20 protein-coding genes are annotated in these 18,566 nt (G+C 53.2%); all 20 read left to right on the top strand.

Annotated elements, in window-relative coordinates:
- Positions 1–606 (top strand): CheB methylesterase domain-containing protein (locus BN3795_RS17730; protein ID WP_198524755.1); only part of this gene is annotated, 606 nt, incomplete at its 5' end.
- 28 nt (positions 607–634) lie between these two features.
- The gene (locus BN3795_RS17725; protein ID WP_068786031.1) at positions 635–2,713 is read left to right on the top strand and encodes a chemotaxis protein CheA; all 2,079 of its coding nucleotides are present in this window, start codon (positions 635–637) and stop codon (positions 2,711–2,713) included.
- Positions 2,714–2,745: 32 nt separating this feature from the next.
- A complete protein-coding gene (locus tag BN3795_RS17720; protein ID WP_059045320.1) occupies positions 2,746–3,207 on the top strand; it encodes a chemotaxis protein CheW in 462 nt (153 codons plus the stop codon).
- Positions 3,208–3,244: 37 nt separating this feature from the next.
- Positions 3,245–3,841, top strand: a complete 597-nt coding sequence (locus BN3795_RS17715; protein ID WP_408635045.1) for a chemotaxis protein CheC — start codon at positions 3,245–3,247, stop codon at positions 3,839–3,841.
- Positions 3,831–4,328 carry a chemotaxis protein CheD gene (locus BN3795_RS17710; protein ID WP_068786029.1) on the top strand — a complete coding sequence of 166 codons (498 nt, stop codon included), beginning with the start codon at positions 3,831–3,833 and terminating at the stop codon, positions 4,326–4,328. Before BN3795_RS17715 ends, BN3795_RS17710 begins: the two co-directional genes overlap by 11 nt.
- Positions 4,329–4,330: 2 nt before the next feature.
- Positions 4,331–4,753, top strand: a complete 423-nt coding sequence (locus BN3795_RS17705; RefSeq protein ID WP_068786028.1) for a hypothetical protein — start codon at positions 4,331–4,333, stop codon at positions 4,751–4,753.
- A 15-nt stretch (positions 4,754–4,768) separates the two neighbouring features.
- A complete protein-coding gene (locus tag BN3795_RS17700) occupies positions 4,769–5,557 on the top strand; it encodes a FliA/WhiG family RNA polymerase sigma factor (protein WP_068786027.1) in 789 nt (262 codons plus the stop codon).
- Positions 5,558–5,601: 44 nt separating this feature from the next.
- Positions 5,602–7,011 carry a DUF342 domain-containing protein gene (locus BN3795_RS17695; RefSeq protein ID WP_068786026.1) on the top strand — a complete coding sequence of 470 codons (1,410 nt, stop codon included), beginning with the start codon at positions 5,602–5,604 and terminating at the stop codon, positions 7,009–7,011.
- A gap of 64 nt (positions 7,012–7,075) precedes the next feature.
- Positions 7,076–7,396: a hypothetical protein gene (locus BN3795_RS17690; protein ID WP_068786025.1), complete on the top strand. Its 321-nt coding sequence runs from the start codon at positions 7,076–7,078 to the stop codon at positions 7,394–7,396.
- A gap of 36 nt (positions 7,397–7,432) precedes the next feature.
- A complete protein-coding gene (locus BN3795_RS17685; RefSeq protein ID WP_068786024.1) occupies positions 7,433–8,062 on the top strand; it encodes a hypothetical protein in 630 nt (209 codons plus the stop codon).
- Complete coding sequence (locus tag BN3795_RS17680) at positions 8,059–8,631, top strand: hypothetical protein (RefSeq protein ID WP_068786023.1); 573 nt, start codon at positions 8,059–8,061, stop codon at positions 8,629–8,631. Before BN3795_RS17685 ends, BN3795_RS17680 begins: the two co-directional genes overlap by 4 nt.
- A 229-nt stretch (positions 8,632–8,860) precedes the next feature.
- Positions 8,861–9,559 carry a 30S ribosomal protein S2 gene (gene rpsB / locus BN3795_RS17675; RefSeq protein WP_068786022.1) on the top strand — a complete coding sequence of 233 codons (699 nt, stop codon included), beginning with the start codon at positions 8,861–8,863 and terminating at the stop codon, positions 9,557–9,559.
- A gap of 202 nt (positions 9,560–9,761) precedes the next feature.
- Positions 9,762–10,412, top strand: a complete 651-nt coding sequence (gene tsf, locus BN3795_RS17670) for a translation elongation factor Ts (protein WP_068786021.1) — start codon at positions 9,762–9,764, stop codon at positions 10,410–10,412.
- A 93-nt stretch (positions 10,413–10,505) separates the two neighbouring features.
- Complete coding sequence (pyrH, locus tag BN3795_RS17665; RefSeq protein ID WP_068786020.1) at positions 10,506–11,234, top strand: UMP kinase; 729 nt, start codon at positions 10,506–10,508, stop codon at positions 11,232–11,234.
- Positions 11,234–11,788: a ribosome recycling factor gene (gene frr / locus BN3795_RS17660; protein WP_068786019.1), complete on the top strand. Its 555-nt coding sequence runs from the start codon at positions 11,234–11,236 to the stop codon at positions 11,786–11,788. Before pyrH ends, frr begins: the two co-directional genes overlap by 1 nt.
- 71 nt (positions 11,789–11,859) lie before the next feature.
- Positions 11,860–12,627: an isoprenyl transferase gene (locus tag BN3795_RS17655; protein WP_068786018.1), complete on the top strand. Its 768-nt coding sequence runs from the start codon at positions 11,860–11,862 to the stop codon at positions 12,625–12,627.
- Positions 12,628–12,646: 19 nt separating this feature from the next.
- A complete protein-coding gene (locus BN3795_RS17650) occupies positions 12,647–13,444 on the top strand; it encodes a phosphatidate cytidylyltransferase (RefSeq protein ID WP_068786017.1) in 798 nt (265 codons plus the stop codon).
- Between the two features lie 655 nt (positions 13,445–14,099).
- A complete protein-coding gene (locus BN3795_RS17645) occupies positions 14,100–15,239 on the top strand; it encodes a 1-deoxy-D-xylulose-5-phosphate reductoisomerase (protein ID WP_068786016.1) in 1,140 nt (379 codons plus the stop codon).
- A gap of 496 nt (positions 15,240–15,735) precedes the next feature.
- On the top strand, positions 15,736–17,010 hold the full coding sequence (rseP, locus tag BN3795_RS17640; RefSeq protein WP_068786015.1) for an RIP metalloprotease RseP: 1,275 nt from the start codon (positions 15,736–15,738) through the stop codon (positions 17,008–17,010).
- A 79-nt stretch (positions 17,011–17,089) separates the two neighbouring features.
- Positions 17,090–18,541 carry a proline--tRNA ligase gene (proS, locus tag BN3795_RS17635; protein WP_068786014.1) on the top strand — a complete coding sequence of 484 codons (1,452 nt, stop codon included), beginning with the start codon at positions 17,090–17,092 and terminating at the stop codon, positions 18,539–18,541.
- Positions 18,542–18,566: the final 25 nt, after the last annotated feature.

Below are 18,566 nucleotides of genomic sequence, written 5' to 3'. Positions count from 1 at the left end.
CGTCCGCGTTCCGGACGCCCTCTGGCCGGGTTCACCGATCTCGTTGCGATCGGTACCTCAACAGGGGGCCCCAAGGCGCTGAAAGCGGTCTTGGAGAAGATCCCGGGCGACTTCCCGGCCCCCATCGTTATTGTCCAGCATATGCCGCCGAATTTTACCAAGTCGCTGGCTCAACGGCTGAACAGCTTATGCGAGCTCAACGTCGTTGAGGCGGAGGAAGGCCAGGAGCTGCAAAGGGGTACGGCATACATTGCTCCGGGAGGTTTCCATATGAACGTTGTGTCTGGTCCGGCAGGCGGTTATCGCGTTCAATTGACGAAAACAGAGCTATGCAACGGACATCGACCTTCGGTGGACGTCTTGTACGAATCGCTTCTCCCGCTGCAAACGCTGAAACGCCACATCGTACTGCTGACGGGGATGGGCAGCGACGGGGCAAGGGTCATGAAGCGGCTGTATGACGCTGGCGTGACTTCCACCATTGCCGAGAGCGAAGAGACGTGCGTTGTATATGGAATGCCGCGCTCGGCAATCGAACTGAAATGCGTCAGTCATGTATTGCCGCTGTACGAAATTGGCCCCAAGCTAGTACAAGTTGTGAAATAACGGAATCTCTTGGAGGAGGTGCCTCACCATGGACATGAATCAGTATTTATCCATGTTTATCGATGAGTCGAACGATCATTTGCAATCATTAAACGAAAAAATGCTGGAGCTGGAGAACAACCCTGACGATATCAGCATCGTTCAGGTGATCTTCCGGTCGGCCCATACCCTGAAGGGGATGGCGGCGACGATGGGGTTCGAGGATTTGTCTTCGCTTACGCACCAGATGGAAAACGTATTGGACCTGGTGCGGAACGAGAAGCTGAAAATGCAGGAGTTCATATTCGACACTCTGTTTAAGAGCCTGGATGCCCTGCAAATGATGGTGCAGGACATTACTCAAGGCGGCCAAGGCAAAGCGGATGTCAGCGAGATCGTCGCTTCGCTGCAGTCGATCGTACGCGGGGATTTCGCAGGAGGCGGAAGCTCGGCGGCAAGCAAGCCGGCAGCATCCGGAGCCGAGGCTACCGGCACTTCCGCCATCCAGCTGGATCAATATCAATTCTCCGTTCTGGAGCAATCCATTACGGAAGGCCACAAAGTGATGTACATCGAGGTAGCTATTCGGGAAGATTGCCAGCTGAAAGCCGCTCGCGCCTACCTCGTCTTTGACCTTCTGGAAAGATACGGGGAAATCGTGAAATCCTCGCCGTCCGTTCAAGAAATCGAACAGGAGAAATTTGACCGCAGATTCTCCCTTTATTACATAACCCAAAAAGAGACTGCCGAGATTCAAAGCATGATTTTGAATCTGTCGGAAATCGAATCGGCTCAGGTTGCACCGCTGGACCATGAGACGCTGGCACAGGTGACCTCTGGAGCGAAGGAGACAGCCGCCGCTGCCGAAGCCCCAGCGCCTGCAGCCGGATCTGCTCCAAGCGAATCGGCTCCGGCCAAACCGGCAGCGGCAGCCGATGCTAAATCTAACGCACGCTCAAGTGCGGGAGCTTCCGCCCCGTCCCGGACGATTCGGGTGGATATCGACCGCCTCGACGTATTGATGAACTTGCTCAGCGAGCTGTTGATCGATCGCGCCCGGTTGGAGCAACTCGCGGAGGAAGTGAAACGCAGCGATTTGACCGAAACGGTGGAACACATGAGCCGCGTGGGCAGCGATCTGCAGAACATCGTGCTGAAATTGCGGATGGTGCCGATCGATACGGTGTTCAACCGCTTCCCGCGGATGGTTCGCGACTTGGCGAAATCGCTCGACAAGAAAATCGATTTGAACATCGTGGGTGCGGAGACCGAACTGGACCGCACCGTCATCGACGAAATCGGCGATCCGCTCGTGCATCTGCTGCGCAATGCCGTTGACCACGGAGTGGAATCGACGGCCGAACGGATTGCCGCAGGCAAGCCGGAAACCGGGACCGTTCAGCTTCGAGCTTTTCATAGCGGTAACCATGTGTTTATCGAAATCGAGGACGACGGACATGGCATCGACCGCAATAAGGTGTTGCAGAAGGCGCTCAAAAACGGCGTCGTGAAGGAAAGTGAAGCGGCTTCCATGACGGACGAGCAGGTATTCATGCTGCTGTTCGCTCCGGGCTTTAGTACGGCAGAGGTGATCTCCGACATTTCCGGACGCGGCGTTGGACTTGATGTCGTTAAATCCAAAATCGAATCCCTCAGCGGCGTGGTGTCGGTGGAATCGAAACTGGGCTCCGGAACGAAATTCTCGGTTCAGCTTCCGTTGACCTTATCGATTATCTCGGCCATGCTCATTAAGGTCGGGACGGAGAAATATGCGATCCCGTTGTCCTCGATCGTCGAAACCGGCTTGATCCGGCGCGATCAGGTCCGCGAAGTGCACGGTTATACGATGGTGGCTTATCGGGATACTCATATTCCATTAATGTCGCTCGCCAAGCTGTTTGAGATTCCCGGCTTCTCGGAGAACGATGAAGAGGAGACGGAGATCGTCGTCATCCGCAAGGGAGACCGGTTGGCTGCCTTAACGGTGGAGGATTTCATCGGCCAAAGCGAAATCGTCATTAAGAATCTGGGCAAGTACCTGCCGTCGGTGCAAGGCGTCGCCGGAGCAACGATCCTGGGCGACGGTCAAGTGGCACTCATCATCGATCCGAATGCTTTCATTAAATAAGGCCAGTTTTACACTCTAAGGAGGGTTTCCACATGGGAGAGGAATTGAAAGTCATCGTTTTTAAATTGGGTCATGAGGAATACGGCATCGACGTGGACAAGGTCCAAACGATCGAGCGCATGATGCCGATCACCCGCGTTCCCAAAACGTATGCGTTTGTCAAAGGGGTGATTAACCTGCGCGGCGTCGTGATTCCGGTCATCGATCTGCGCGGCCGCTTCGGACTGCCGGAGGCCGAATACACCGATCAAACCCGGATCATCATCGTATCGGCGAACGAGATGGAAGTGGGATTCATTGTTGATTCCGCCAATGACGTCATCGATTTGAATTCCGATCTGATTGACTCGCCGCCGGATGTAGTTGGGGGCATCAAAGCCAAATACCTTCACGGCGTAGCCCGCATTTCCGAGGAACGTTTGCTCGTCATGCTGAACCTGTCTGAAGTGCTGAGCCGGAAGGAAATCATTCAATTGGAAAGCTTAGAGGGCTAAAACCGTGGATTTGTTTAAAGGGTTCGAAGACTTCAAAATGGACATTTTGAAGGAAGTTGGCAATATCGGCGCGGGAAATGCCGCCACTGCGCTGTCCAAGCTGCTGGACAAGCCGATCGATATGGCCGTTCCGAAGGTCCAGATGCTCCCGTTCGAAGCGATTGCGGATCGCGTCGGAGGTGCGGAGAACCTGGTGCTGGCGGTGTTCTTCCGCGTGGAAGGCGATGCGCCGGGCAACCTGTTCTTCATCCTGAGCCCGGAAGCCGCGAAGAAGCTGCTGCATCGGTTGGCCGGCATCACCGTGGATAATGAAGAAACCTTCTCGGAGATGGAATGGTCGGCGCTATCGGAAATTGGAAACATCTTGGCCGGCTCGTATTTGTCTTCGTTGGTCGATTTCACTTCTCTGTCCATGTCGCCAACCGTTCCAGCCTTGGCCCTTGATATGGCAGGGGCGATATTAAGTTACGGACTCCTGCAGTTTGGTGAAATGGGGGATTCCGCCCTGCTGATTGATACGACCTTCATTGAGGGTCATCACGAGGTGGAAGGACAATTCTTCCTCATTCCTGATCCGGATTCATTCGCCAAAATCTTTGCAGCGCTTGGAGTACCGATCGATCATGATCGATGAGCAGTATATCGTCAAGGTAGGCATGGCCGAGTTGAATGTCATTACTCAGCAGGGATTGATACGAACAACCGGCCTGGGCTCCTGTGTAGGACTGACCTTATATGACCCGCAGCTCCAAATTGCCGGTCTTGCACATGTGATGCTGCCTTCCTCAGAGATCGCCCGGGAAGGGGCGTTGAATATCGCCAAGTATGCGGACACCGCCATTCCAGCCCTCTACCGGAAATTGCTGGAGCTTGGCGCGGCGCCTGGTCGTCTGGTCGCTAAGATGGCTGGCGGTTCACAAATGTTTACCTTTGCCAGCGGCGGCGACTCGATGCGGATTGGTCCGCGAAATGCAGAATCTTGCAAGCAGCAGCTGTCCGAGCTCGGCATTCCTTTGCTCGCGGAGGATACGGGCGGCAACTATGGCCGTACGATCGAATTGGACAGCATGACGGGAATCTTATATGTGCGTAGTGTACAAATGGGGATAAAGGAATTGTAGCCATGCCAGGAAAATTGAGATATTACTTGTTGTCCGGCTTTATCGGTTTTCTTATTACGTTTGCTGTTTCGGCGGGGAACAATTTGTTCATGACCAGCTTCATTCGCGGTCTCATCTCTTTTGCCGTCTGGTTTCTGCTTGCGTTTGCAGCCAGCTGGATGCTGGGGTTCCTGAAGGAAATGCCGGGAGAGTTTGCTTCCTCTCCTGAGACGGGTGTCGCGCCCGAAGCAGGTAAAGGCGGCAATCTCGACTTGATGACACCGGATGAAAGTGAGCAGTTGAACGATCTGTTGAAGCCTGCTCCAGCCGCCTCGGATGCAGAGATGCAATTTGCACCGCTGAATCCGCCAAAATTAGTGAAGACACCTGACGACCAAGATCCTGAAGAGCTGGTTAAGATCGTTCGTCACCTGACAGAACAATAAGGAGGGTGAAGGCAATTGAACGAGCGGAAGACATCCACTCTGAATCATGCTGACCTTTGGGAACGCTGGAAAGAGTTCGGCGATTTAGAGGCCAAGAAACAACTTATCGAGAAGCATCTTCCTATTGTCGACTACGTTTCAGGACGTCTCGCCGTCGGGTTGCCCAAGAACGTGTCCAAAGACGATCTCGCCAGCAACGGGGTGATGGGATTAATTGATGCCGTCGAAAAGTTTGATTACAAACGGGGACTTCAATTTGAAACCTATGCCTCGTGGCGGGTTCGGGGCGCCATTTTGGACGGCCTGCGGCAAGGGGATTGGGTTCCCCGATCCGTGAGAGAGAAAGCCAAGAAAATCGAAGAGGGGTACCAGCATTTGGAGCAGCAATATCTTCGCTCCGTCACCGATTCTGAGATGAGCTCCTATTTAAATATCAGCGAGAAGGAATTTCAAAGCATGCTCCAAGAAGTCGCTGTCATGACGCTTTGTTCCCTGGAAGATCCGATCCGAGAAGAAGAATCGGAGACTCGTCTTACATTACTCGTTGACGAAAAAGCAAAAAACCCGGATTATAAAGTCAGGGAGTTTTATTTGCGCGATTCCCTCGCCAAAGGAATTGAGAAGTTGACCGAGAAAGAACGCACGGTCGTCTCCCTGTTGTATTACGAGGATTTATCCTTGAGCGAAATCGCCGAGGTCATGTCTTTATCGCCTTCGCGGATTTCACAGCTTCATTCCAAGGCGATCTTGCGCCTTCGCGGCAGCTTGGAGAAACAGCGTGATCTGTTGATGCGTGAAGACTAACGGGTTATTTTAAGCGAGTGTATGATGGAGGGAGGAACGGCAACGTGGAGCTTCTGGATGATCTAAAGCAAATCCTGAGTGTGACGCTGAACGATGATAAGACGGTGGCCTATCTGCAGTTTCTGAAGAAGGACGATGATTTTACCTGTACGGCGGATGCGCTGCTTCAATTCCTGAGAAGTGAGGGCCTGAAATATGGGGTTCAGGAGGATATCGTCAAGCGTTTCGCAGCGAATCCTAAAGAGTATTTTTTCAGCAAAACACCGATTGCCATGGGTCAAGAACCGATTCATGGGGAGAACGGATTCATCCGCTATGCGATTTCTCTTGACGATGACAATCAGCATCGGCCCGTTGAATCGGAAGACGGCAAAGTGGATTTAAAGGATGTTACGCGGCTAAACAATATCCGCAAAGGTCAACTGATCGCGGAGCTCGTGCCTCCGGTTCCGGGTCGTCCCGGCACGGCGGTGACGGGGGAGTCGATCCCCTGCAGGGAGGGGAAAGAGGCTCGTTTTAAAGTGGGGAAGAACGTGGTATTGAACCCTGAGCAGACGGCGATGTATGCCGCCATTGACGGCCTGGTCACGCGAACGGATAAAGGCAAGCTGAATGTGTTCCCGGTTTATGAAATTAACGGAGACGTGGATTACAGTATCGGGAATATCGATTTCGTTGGAACGGTCGTTGTCCGCGGAAATGTGCTCACGGGGTTTCGAATCAGCGCTGCCGGGGACATTCGCGTCGTTGGCGGGGTTGAAGGGGCTGAATTGTTTGCGGAAGGGTCTATCGAAATCACCGGAGGTATTATCGGATACAACAAAGGATTGATTAAATCGCAATATAACGTCAAAAGCTCGTTCATTCAGGACGGCAACGTTCAGGCGGGCGAAGACGTGATCGTGTCGCAGAGCATTATGCACTCCAATATTCGCGCCGGACGAGATGTGATTTGCAGCGGTGCCAAAGGGCTGATCGTGGGGGGCAACATTCAGGCCGGCGAGAAGGTAATCGCACGAGTGATTGGAAACCCCATGTCGACAGCGACCTCAATTGAAGTCGGGGCCTTACCTGAGCTAAGGAACGAGCTGCAGAACCTGCGGCAGCAGGTCAAGGATCAGCTGGCGAACGTAGACAAAACTGAGAAGGCGCTTACTTTACTGGATCAGCTTGCTTCCATGGGGAAGTTGACCCCCGATAAGGTTGAGATGCGCTCGAAGCTCAATATGACCAAGAAATCTCACATGCAGGAACTGAACTTGATGAAGGAACGCATGCTAACCATAGAAAAGGCGCTTGAGGATACCGGTAAGGCACGGGTTGATGTGCTAAAGATGATTTACGGCGGATCCAAAATCGTTATTGGGAGATACACCAAGTATATTAAAGAGCCCATTTCGCGAATGTCCTTTTACCATAGCGAAGGGGATATTTCCATGTCGGCATACGTTTAGATCAGGCACCCATAGGAACGATATAATCGAATTATCCATCCTTCGTTTTGAATGAGGTGATCCTATGAATATGAAATCCGTGGAAATGCAAATCGCAGTCCCCCGGACCAACGAAGCGGGACGTGTTCAGCATGATCAGCAGCATCGACCTCTTCTCGACCAAAGTCTATTATCGGTTCAAGCCCTAAAGGACGGCGAGATAGAGCGCCGGCGCAGTGCCGGCGTGGATGAAAGCGCCCATAATACGACGGTAAGGCGGGAAGGAAATGGTTCTTCCGCGCGGGAACAGGAGCACGGCAGCTCCGGGGACAAGCCGGATGAGCAGGGGCAGGAGCAGAAGGCGGAACATCCCTATAAGGGCAAGCATATCGATCTGTCTTTATAGTAAAGACCACATCAACGCACAAAGGTGAGGATTACATTGTCATTTGGAGAGCCTTGGTTTTACATCGTATTGCTTGGGGCAGCGGCGCTTGTTTATGCCCTGTTGCTTCCGGGACGGCAATCCGCGGCACCTAAAGCGGACATGACCAAAGAGCTGGAAGCCACTTTGGAGCAGTACATGGCGGAAATCGAAAATGAAAACCAAGAATTGATCGATATGGTTGCACAGATGAAGCAGGATTTCGTCTCCAAGCAGCTGGCACAGCAGGAGCAAATTGCCGAGCTGCGTCGGCGTCTGGGGGATGCCGAGGCTACTGCGAAGCAGGGGGAGGCTCGGCTGGCTCTTCTGGAAAACGCCATGTTGGAGAAGTCGGCTAGCGCTGCGGCTTTGGAGCAGGGGACAACGCCTCAAACGACGCCTCCTCAGGTTGAAGCTGCGGTCGCCGCGGCTGCTGCGGAGTCCGAAAGCCTGCCTGCTGCTGTGGACTCGACGCCGATCCCGGCGGAACCGGAGCCGGCCAAAGAACAGGTTCGGGATCGATATCCCGAGCTGTTCGAGTTGTATGGCAAAGGGAAATCGATCGATATGATCGCCAAAACGATGGGGCTTCAGCGCGGCGAGGTCCAGTTGATTCTGCAATTGGCCAAGAAGGAGGAGTCCCGATGATGAAGAACCGCCAGTTTATGCTGGGTTTGGGGTGCGGACTCATCGCCGGAGCCTTGCTTCTTCAGTTGATGCTGATTGGACAAGGCGGCAACAAAGAGTTGCATACGAAGGAGCAGATTGAACGTGCCGCCATACTGGCTGGCCTGAAGGTTGTGGAGGTGGACCAAGAGCTGTTGACGGAGGAAGAATGGCGGGAACGTTCCGGCCAAGCTTCGGGTACGTCTGCGGACGGGGCGGGCGACACTCCGGCAACCCCGGACGACCCGGTGCAGCCTGAAGTGCCGAAGACTCCCGAAACCCCTGTCACCCCCCAAGCGGAGGGAGGCAACCAGCCGACTTCACCTCAGCCGACGACGGTGGAATACAAGATCGTCGGAGGGACGACGTTAGAGGGCGTAGCTCAAGGCTTGGAGCAGGCGGGAGTGATCGCGGACAAAAGTTCGTTTCTGAAGACGGCCGTATCCAAGAAGATTAACTACAAAGTGCGTGCCGGAACGTACACTTTCGAAGTGGGCGAGGACTTTGACTCCATCATCTCGAAAATCTCGCCGAGGGCTTCCGGGAAATAAGGGTTAACGCATAAAAGGGCACCTCGAGTGCCTTTTTATATTGCCGCCAATTTACGTCAAACTTCGGTTGCATCCCCTTTTTACTTATGGTATAGTAATTGACGGTGTTATAACGCACGCAGGATGATTTCGCTGAGGGTGCTCGCTTTTTCGAATAAAGGGAGTCTTGGCGGGAAATGAAACCTGCGGAGGAAGCATCAAAAAAACCAAACTTAGGAGGTGCGTGAAGATGGCAGTAATCTCCATGAAACAACTGCTTGAAGCAGGCGTTCACTTCGGTCACCAGACTCGTCGCTGGAACCCGAAAATGGATCGTTATATCTTCACCGAAAGAAACGGCATTTATATCATTGACCTGCAGAAGACGGTCAAGAAAGTAGAAGAGGCTTATAACTTCGTTAAGAGCGTTGCGGAAGAGAATGGTACCATTCTGTTCGTAGGCACGAAGAAACAAGCTCAAGACTCCGTGAAGGAAGAAGCGGAACGTGCGGGTCAATTCTACATTAACCAACGTTGGCTCGGCGGTACGCTGACTAACTTCCAAACGATTCAAAAACGAATCGACCGTTTGAAACAACTGGAAACTTGGGAAGAAGACGGCACGTTCTCCGTATTGCCGAAGAAGGAAGTTATCATTCTTCGCAAAGAGAAAGAACGTCTTGAGAAATTCCTGGGCGGGATCAAGAACATGAAGGGCTTGCCAAGCGCATTGTTCGTCATCGATCCTCGCAAAGAACGCATCGCGGTTGCCGAAGCCCGCAAATTGGGTATCCCGATTGTAGGGATCGTCGACACGAACTGCGATCCGGACGAAATCGACTACGTCATTCCGGGTAACGACGACGCGATTCGCGCCGTGAAGCTGTTGACGGGTAAAATGGCGGATGCCGTGATCGAAGCTCATCAAGGCGAGCAAACGACGGCTTAATGGCTTAGGCCTTACGCTAAATCGATAAATTAAATGAAAAGGGTGGTTGGTAGGTGTCAAACCTCTCACTACCCTTTTTTTAAAGTGAAGATGACGGTATAAAATCGCCCGGTCCTTACGATGTTATTACATACGCGGATGGTTTTATGCCTTAAGAATTGAAGGGGAGTACCCCTATATATCGATATGGAGGGAATTTAACATGGCTGTTGATGCAAAATCGGTCAAGGAACTACGTGAAAAAACCGGCGCGGGGATGCTGGATTGCAAAAAGGCGTTGGAAGAAGCCAACGGCGATATGACGAAAGCGATTGAGCTTTTGCGTGAAAAAGGTTTGGCTGCCGCTGCAAATAAAGCGGGCCGGATCGCTACAGAAGGGGTTGTTGAATCTTATATCCACGCAGGGGGCCGCATCGGCGTTCTGGTTGAGATCAACAGTGAAACGGACTTCGTTGCGAAGAACGAACAATTCAAGGAATTTGCTCGCGACATTGCCATGCACATCGCTGCGATGAGCCCGCGTTATGTGCGTCGGGAAGAAGTTCCGCAAGAGGAACTTGAGAAAGAGAAGGAAATCCTGAAAGCTCAAGCCTTGAATGAAGGCAAACCGGAGAAAATCGTGGAGAAAATGGTCGAAGGCCGTATCGGCAAGTACTACGAAGAGTTCTGCTTGTTGGAGCAACCTTTCGTGAAAGATCCGGACAAAACCATTGAGCAACTGCTGAAAGAAAAAATCAGCACGATCGGCGAAAACATCACGATTCGTCGGTTCGCCCGCTACGAGCTCGGCGAAGGCTTGGAGAAGAAAGTGGACAACTTTGTAGAAGAAGTTATGTCCCAAGTCAACAAATAAACAAACCATCTCACAACCTTGTGAAGGAAAGTTGGAACACGCCGTGTTCCTTCTTTTTTAACCCGCGAATGAGTTCGATGTGGAGGTATACATTTGGAACAGCCAGTGTTTAAACGTGTTGTCTTAAAGGTCAGCGGGGAATCATTAGCCGGCCAGAACGGTTACGGCATCGACGCCGAGACGATTGCATCCATCGCTGAGCAGGTGAAGGAGGTCGTCGAGCTGGGCGTGCAGGTAGCCATTGTATGCGGCGGCGGCAACATTTGGCGCGGGATTGCCGGCAGCGCCAAAGGGATTGACCGTGCCACCGCAGACTATATGGGGATGCTTGCCACGGTGATGAATTCCCTGGCTCTGCAGGATGCGCTTGAGCAGATCGAGGTGCCTACCCGGGTGCAAACCTCGATTGCGATGCAGCAAATCGCCGAACCGTACATCCGGCGTCGGGCGATCCGCCATCTAGAGAAGGGCCGGGTCGTGATTTTTGCCGCGGGCACGGGTAATCCATTCTTTTCCACGGACACGACGGCAGCCTTGCGTGCTGCTGAAATTGAGGCGGAAGTCATCCTGATGGCGAAGAATAAAGTGGATGGCGTATACTCTGCGGATCCGTTCGTAGATCCAAACGCGGTGAAGTATGAAACGCTCACGTATTTGGATGTGTTGAACAAAAACCTGGGAGTCATGGACTCCACAGCGTCCTCGCTGTGCATGGACAATGATATCCCGTTGATCGTGTTTGCTATTACAGAACAAGGGAACATTAAGCGCGTCGTTCTCGGTGAGAAAATCGGGACGATCGTCAAAGGGAGTGTAGATTAATGCCGCAAACGATTAAGAAACATGCCGAAGAACGTATGGACAAAGCGATCCAGGCCTTGAAGAGAGACCTGGCGACGCTGCGTGCCGGAAGAGCTACGCCTTCGCTGCTTGATCGCATTCAGGTTGATTACTACGGCTCGCCGACCCCGATCAACCAGTTGGCCAACATCAACACGCCGGATTCCCGGACGTTGATGATCCAGCCTTGGGACAAATCTTCCTTGTCGGAAATCGAGCGAGCGATTCAGAAGTCCGATCTCGGGTTAACCCCGGCGAATGATGGGACTTCGATCCGCTTGTCCATCCCGGCTCTAACTGAAGAACGCCGGGTTGAGCTCGTGAAGATGACGAAGAAGTTCGGCGAAGAAGCGAAGGTTGCGATCCGCAACATCCGCCGCGATGCCAACGATGACATCAAGAAGCTGGAGAAAACCGATATTTCTGAAGACGAATCGCGCCGGCATCAGGAGGACATTCAGAAAACTACGGATAAGTTTATCGCGGAAGTGGATAAGGTCCTCGCTGCGAAAGAAAAAGAGATCATGGAAGTTTAAGAGACATAAAGCGGCCCCTCCTATTACGGTGGGGTTTTGTCTCTTTTTCATCATCGGCTGGAGGAAAAGGAATGATCAAGTTATTTCAACCCTGGCGGAAAAAGAGGAATCCTGGGACATCCGTCAGCCTGTCCCCGGACAATATCCCGACACATGTCGCTATTATCATGGACGGAAACGGAAGATGGGCGCGCAGGCTCGGTTTACCGCGAATCGTCGGCCATCGCTCAGGGATGAAGGCCGTCAAGCGGGCAACGATAGCGGCGGACGAACTTGGTATTTCCATTTTGACGCTGTATGCTTTCTCTACGGAAAACTGGAAACGGCCGAAGGATGAAGTGGATTACCTGATGTCGCTTCCGCAAGAGTTTCTGGCCATTGAACTGGATGAATTGATAGAAAAAAACGTCCAGGTCCGGATGATGGGACACACGGATGAACTGCCCAAGCATACGATTGCCGCCATGGAGGAAGCGATTGAGCGGACGAAGCACAATACCGGCTTGATCTTGAATTTTGCCCTGAATTACGGCAGCCGCCGCGAAATTACGGAAAGCGTCAAAGATATCGTCAAGGCCGTTCAGTCCGGGGAGCTCTCGGTGGAAGACATTACCTCGGAGACCCTCGAATCCAGGCTGCTTTCCGCCGGGTTGCCTGAACCCGACTTGCTGATTCGTACGAGCGGAGAGTTGAGGTTGAGTAATTTTATGCTCTGGCAGACGGCGTATAGCGAACTTTGGTTTACGGATATCTTGTGGCCGGATTTCAGTAAGGAGCATTTGGTTCAGGCGGTGGCGGAGTATCAGCGCCGCACACGGAGGTACGGTGGATTAACCTAGCGATGGAAGGTGTGGACTGGTGAAACAGCGGTTGATTACGGGCATCATCGCCGGCGGCTTTTTCCTCGGAATGTGCTGGTTGGGCGGAACCCTCTATCATGTACTTATTATGCTAATGGCTCTAATCGGATATTACGAATTTGTGCGAATGACCCGCATTCCGGCTTTCCAGGCCCCGGCCATCCTGGGTTACCTTGGCGTAGTCTACCTGACGTTTCCGTGGAGGCTGCTCGATCTCGCCCAACCGCTAGGCGACTCTGCGGTGCTGTGGTTAGGGATGTTGCTCTTCTTGGCCGTTACGGTAATCAGCAAAAATGAAATGCCGATCGGTCAGGTCGCCATGCTGTATTTAGGTATGGTTTATGTCGGCATCGGATTTGCGGCGATTGCGGAAACGCGCAATACGGCGGATGGGCATGGCCTGTTCTGGACATTCCTGATGCTGGCGGCGATCTGGAGCAGCGATGCCGGGGCTTATTTCACCGGCCGGCGCTTCGGCAAGCATAAGCTGTGGCCTGCGATCAGCCCGAACAAAACCGTGGAAGGAGCGCTGGGCGGAGTATTGCTGGCCGTCATCGTCGCCGTCCTCTTTGCGTTCGCCTCCGGTGGATTGCTTATGGTTGGACGAGCGGTGCTGCTGGGGATCTCGGCTGCGGTGGTTGGCCAATTTGGCGATCTCATCCAATCGGCATACAAGCGGGCCTACGGCATCAAGGATTCGGGCAAGCTGTTGCCCGGCCATGGGGGGATTTTGGACCGTTGCGATAGTTGGATCGCGGTATTCCCGTTCATACATATCCTAACCCTCCTTCCTTAACAAGGAGGATTTCAAATCGGCTTCCCAGCACGAAGGAGGGACAACGAAGCGGACTCGGCATCGAATCTTGAATTCAGCCGGGCCAAGCGGATGCTTCCGAAGCATGTTTCCTGCGGAAACATTTTAGCTGCTCACGTAGCCTCCAGCTACGCTGCGCTGCTCAGTCCCTAGCTTCATTCAACCTTCTCGGTGCTGAAAACCCGATTTGAAATCTTGATTGAATTGGAGGATTTCAAATCGGCTTCCCAGCACGATGGGGGACAAGGGAGCGGACACGACGTCGAATCTTGGATTCAGCCGGGCCAAGCGGATGCTTCCGAAGCATGTTTCCTGCGGAAACATTTTAGCTGCTCACGTAGCCGAATCGCACGCTGAGTTACTCAGCCGCGAGATGCGGGTTCTGCTGGAGCCCGTTGCCTAACGGAACCCAGAGACGCTATTTGTCTTGTTTGTACGGAAGATTGATGCTAACGGAATACAGTGCCGCTATTTGCCCCAAATTGTCTGAGTAGGCTGCTGTTTGAGCTAAATAAGGTCCCTAGGTTCCGTTACGGCGGGAAATAGTCGGGAAATAGGGGGATAAGGTCGCTGAGTTCCGTTGTGAGCGAGGTGGATCGAGTGTGGGATTCGTATTACTTATTACACGAGGTGCAGCATGAAGAAAATCGCTTTGATCGGCTCGACCGGTTCCATTGGCACGCAAACGCTGGATGTCCTTCGGTCATTTCCCGAGGAGTTCCGGCTGGAAGGATTGGCGGCGGGCAGCAATATCGAGTTGTTTGCCCGGCAGGTACAGGAGTTTCGGCCCAAGAAGGCATCTGTGGCGACAAAAGAACTGGCTGATCGGATCCGTCCGCAGCTTCCTGCGGGTGTCGAACTTTACTATGGCGATCAGGGGCTGGTTGAGGTGGCGGCGGGAACCGATGCCGATACCGTTGTAACGGCTATCGTCGGAAGCGCAGGGCTGCCCGCTACATTGGCGGCGATCGAGGAAGGCAAGCATATCGCCTTGGCGAACAAGGAAACGCTGGTGACGGCGGGACATCTCGTAACCGAGCTGGCCCGGCGTAAAGGCGTGTCGCTGCTCCCCGTTGACAGCGAGCATTCGGCCATTTTTCAATGCCTGAACGGTGAGCATCCTCAGGAGGTAAGTCAAATCACATTGACGGCTTCCGGCGGTTCATTTCGCGATTTAACGCGGGAGCAGTTGCGGGACGTTACGGTGGAAGATGCGCTCAAGCACCCTAATTGGGCGATGGGAGCCAAAATCACGATCGATTCCGCCACGATGGTCAACAAAGGATTGGAAGTGATCGAAGCTCATTGGCTGTTTGGGCTTCCTTTTGAACAAATCGGGGTTCTCCTGCACCCGGAGAGCATTATCCACTCCTTCGTTGAATATCGTGACGGCAGCGTAATTGCCCAACTGGGTACGCCGGATATGCGCGTACCGATCCAATACGCGCTTACCTATCCGCACCGCTGGACATCGGCCGCGAAACGTTTGTCGCTGGCGGAGGTCGGGAAGCTGCATTTTCGCGAGATGGACTTCGATCGGTTCCCTTGTTTAAGACTGGCCTATGAGTGTGGTAAAATAGGAGGTACGGCAACCAGCGTTTACAATGCTGCGAATGAAGTGGCCGTCGCCCGCTTCTTGCAAGGCGAGATTCCGTTCTTGCAGATCGAGACGATTATTGAAACGGCTTTAGCCAAGCATGAAGTGCAGTCGGAGCCGGATTTGGACACGATTCGCGAGGCGGACCGTTGGGCCAGAGCCTTGGCTGAGAAGCTGTAAGCCGGAAGGCCCGGCTGAATGTAAGATTCGACGCCGAGACTGCTTCATTGCTGAGCTTCGTGATCAAAAGGTTCAGCTTTTCAGCACCGAGAAGGTTGGATGAAGCTAGGGACTGAGCAGCGCAGCGTAGGTAAATCCTACGTGAGCAGCTAAAATGTTTCCGCAGGAAACATGCTTCGGAAGCATCCGCTTGGCCCGGCTGAGTTCAAGATTCGACGCCGAAATCGCTTCATTGCTGAGCTTCGTGATCAAAAGGTTCAGCTTTTCAGCACCGAGAAGGTTGGGTGAAGCTAGGGACTGAGCAGCGCAGCGTAGGTAAATCCTACGTGAGCAGCGGAAGGCCCGGCTGAATGCAAGATTCGACGCCGAAATCGCTTCATTGCCAAGCTTCGTGATCAAAAGCTGAGGGTGGCGGTATTCTCTTGTGCCTGATCGGAGAATATATTAATCTAAAGTAACATTGGACGATCCGTGGCCAGAAGGGGGATGCTTACGCTTGGAATTGCTGAAAATCATATTTTTGACGGTGCTCATGTTTTTCGTCATCGTTACGGTGCATGAATGGGGGCACTACTTCTTTGCGAAGCGTGCCGGCATATTGGTACGGGAGTTTGCCATCGGGTTTGGACCCAAGCTGCTGTCTTTCAAGCGGGACGAGACCCAGTTTACCTTGCGATTGCTTCCTTTCGGCGGTTACGCGCGAATGGCGGGCGAGGATCCGGAGCTGGTTCAAATTTCGGACGGACAAACCATCGCCATACGTCAGGAAAACGATCAGGTTCGGAAGATTTATCTGGATCGACTGGACAGCCGCAAGAACGTGATCCGCGGCGAAGTGCAGCATATCGATCTCGAAGATGATCTTGTGATACGGCTGGACGTGGACGGCGAGACGGTGACTTATCAAGTACACCCGCAAGCTATGATGGTGGCGAAAGGCAAAGAGACGCAAATTGCGCCCAGAGACCGGCAGTACGGCAGCAAAACCGTGGGTCAACGTGCGCTCTCGATTTTTGCGGGCCCGCTGATGAACTTTATCTTGGCTTTCGTACTGTTTGCTCTGCACACGCAAATGGCGGGGATTCCGCTGGATCAACCGAGCCACCTGCAAATCGGCGAGGTGATGAAGGGAATGCCGGCTGAGGAAGTAGGTTTGAAAACAGGCGATATCATCGAAACGATCAACGGAACTCCGGTGGGGACCGATGCGAATAAAATGATCGAAATGATCCAGGCTTCGAAGAACAAGCCGATGACGTGGACGATCAAACGCGGCGAAGAATCGTTGAATCTGACGATCACCCCGAAAGGGGCCGAGAACGAAGACGGCAAAATCGGAAGTACGATCGTCACGGTGTTTCCGACGCGCAGCGCGTCCTTTGGAGAGACGTTCCAGGTCGCTGGAGAAGGTATGGTCAACACGACCAAGGCGATTTTCCTCGGATTCCAGCAGTTGATCAACCGCTTTAACATGGATGATTTGGGAGGTCCGGTTCGTACCTTCGAGGTCACCGGCCAAATCGCGAAGCAAGGGATCGTGCAGTTGACGTATTGGGCGGCGATTCTGAGCCTCTATTTGGGGATCTTCAACTTGCTGCCGATTCCGGCGCTGGACGGAAGCCGCCTTATTTTCCTGGGGGTCGAGGCCCTGCGCGGCAAACCAATCGATCCGAACCGGGAAGGCATGGTCCATTTCATCGGATTTGCGATGTTATTCCTGCTGATGATTGCGGTCACTTATAACGACATTTTGCGCTTGATTCACGGCTAATCATCCTTGCGGTAGACTTGACCGTTGCCGGCGCAGATGAACATTAAACTTGTGGTTTTACGGGAGGACAAAGGTTCTTATGGCAAATGAGGAGAAACAATTCGTTACGGAGATTACCCCGCAGGGAGTGGACTTTTCCCGCTGGTACATCGACGTTATCAAAAAAGCGGATCTCATGGATTACTCGCCAGTCCGCGGCTGTATCGTATTTAAGCCGGACGGCTACGAGATCTGGGAGCATATCCAGGCCGAGCTGGACCGCCGTTTCAAGGAAACGGGGCATCGCAACGCTTATTTCCCGCTGTTTATTCCGGAGAGCTTCTTCCAGAAGGAGAAGGAACACGTTGAAGGCTTCAATCCGGAATTGCCTTGGGTAACGGAAGCTGCCGGCGAGAAGCTGGAAGAGCGGCTGGCGATTCGCCCGACGTCCGAGACGATGATTGGGCATATGTATGAGAAGTGGATCCAGTCTTACCGCGATTTGCCGGTGCTGATCAACCAATGGGCGAACGTGGTTCGCTGGGAGAAGCGCACGCTGCCATTCCTCCGCACGAGTGAGTTCCTGTGGCAGGAAGGCCATACCGCGCATGAGAACGAGCAGGAAGCTCGCGAAGAAACGATGCGGATGCTGGAAATTTACCGTGATTTTGTGGAAAATTACTTGGCGATTCCGGTCATCGTCGGTCAAAAAACGCCGTCCGAGAAATTCGCCGGCGCCGTGGATACTTACTCGATCGAAGCGATGATGAAGGACGGGCGCGCCGTACAGGCGGGAACCTCCCATTATCTGGGCACCAATTTTGCCACGGCGTTCGATATTCAATATCTGAATCGTGAGAATGTTCGCGAATATGTGCATACAACCTCATGGGGAGTGAGCACGCGCCTCATCGGCTCGCTGATCATGGTGCATGGGGATGACCGCGGGTTGGCATTGCCGCCGAAGGTCGCGCCGAAACAAGTGATGATCATTCCGATCGGGCCGCCGAAGACTTGGGAAGCGGTTGTGGGCAGAGCAGACGAGTTGTTCGCCGAGTTGAAGAAAGCCGGGATTCGCGTTGGCATCGACGATCGCTCCGAGTTCCGCCCAGGCTGGAAGTTTAACGAATACGAAATGCGCGGCGTACCGGTTCGTTTGGAAATCGGGCCTCGCGATATGGAGAACGGCGTCTGCGTCCTCGTATCCCGCATCAGCGGCGAGAAGAAAGTCATTCAGCAGGACCGATTGGTCGAAGAAGTGCAAGCGATGCTGGAGCAGGTTCACCAAGAGATGTACGAGCGGGCGCAAGCGTTCCGCGAAGAGCATTTCTACAGTGTCGACACGTTGGATGAGATGAAGGCAAGCATCGAAGAGAAACGCGGCTTTACTTTGGCGGGCTGGTGCGGTTCGGAAGCTTGTGAGCGTCAGGTTAAAGAAGAAACGGGTGCGACCAGCCGCAATATCCCGTTCCATCCGCAGACGATCAAAGACACTTGTCTCGTATGCGGCGATAAAGCGAAGCATACCGTCGTTTTTGCCAGAGCCTATTAAGAGTACTTTCGCGTTAGGGTCCCGA

Origin of the sequence: Paenibacillus phocaeensis, from assembly GCF_900021165.1 — a bacterium.
GTDB classification, from domain to species: domain Bacteria; phylum Bacillota; class Bacilli; order Paenibacillales; family Paenibacillaceae; genus Fontibacillus; species Fontibacillus phocaensis.
The sequence above is the reverse complement of the archived record's forward strand: the minus strand, read 5'-3'. Positions and strand labels throughout refer to the sequence as shown.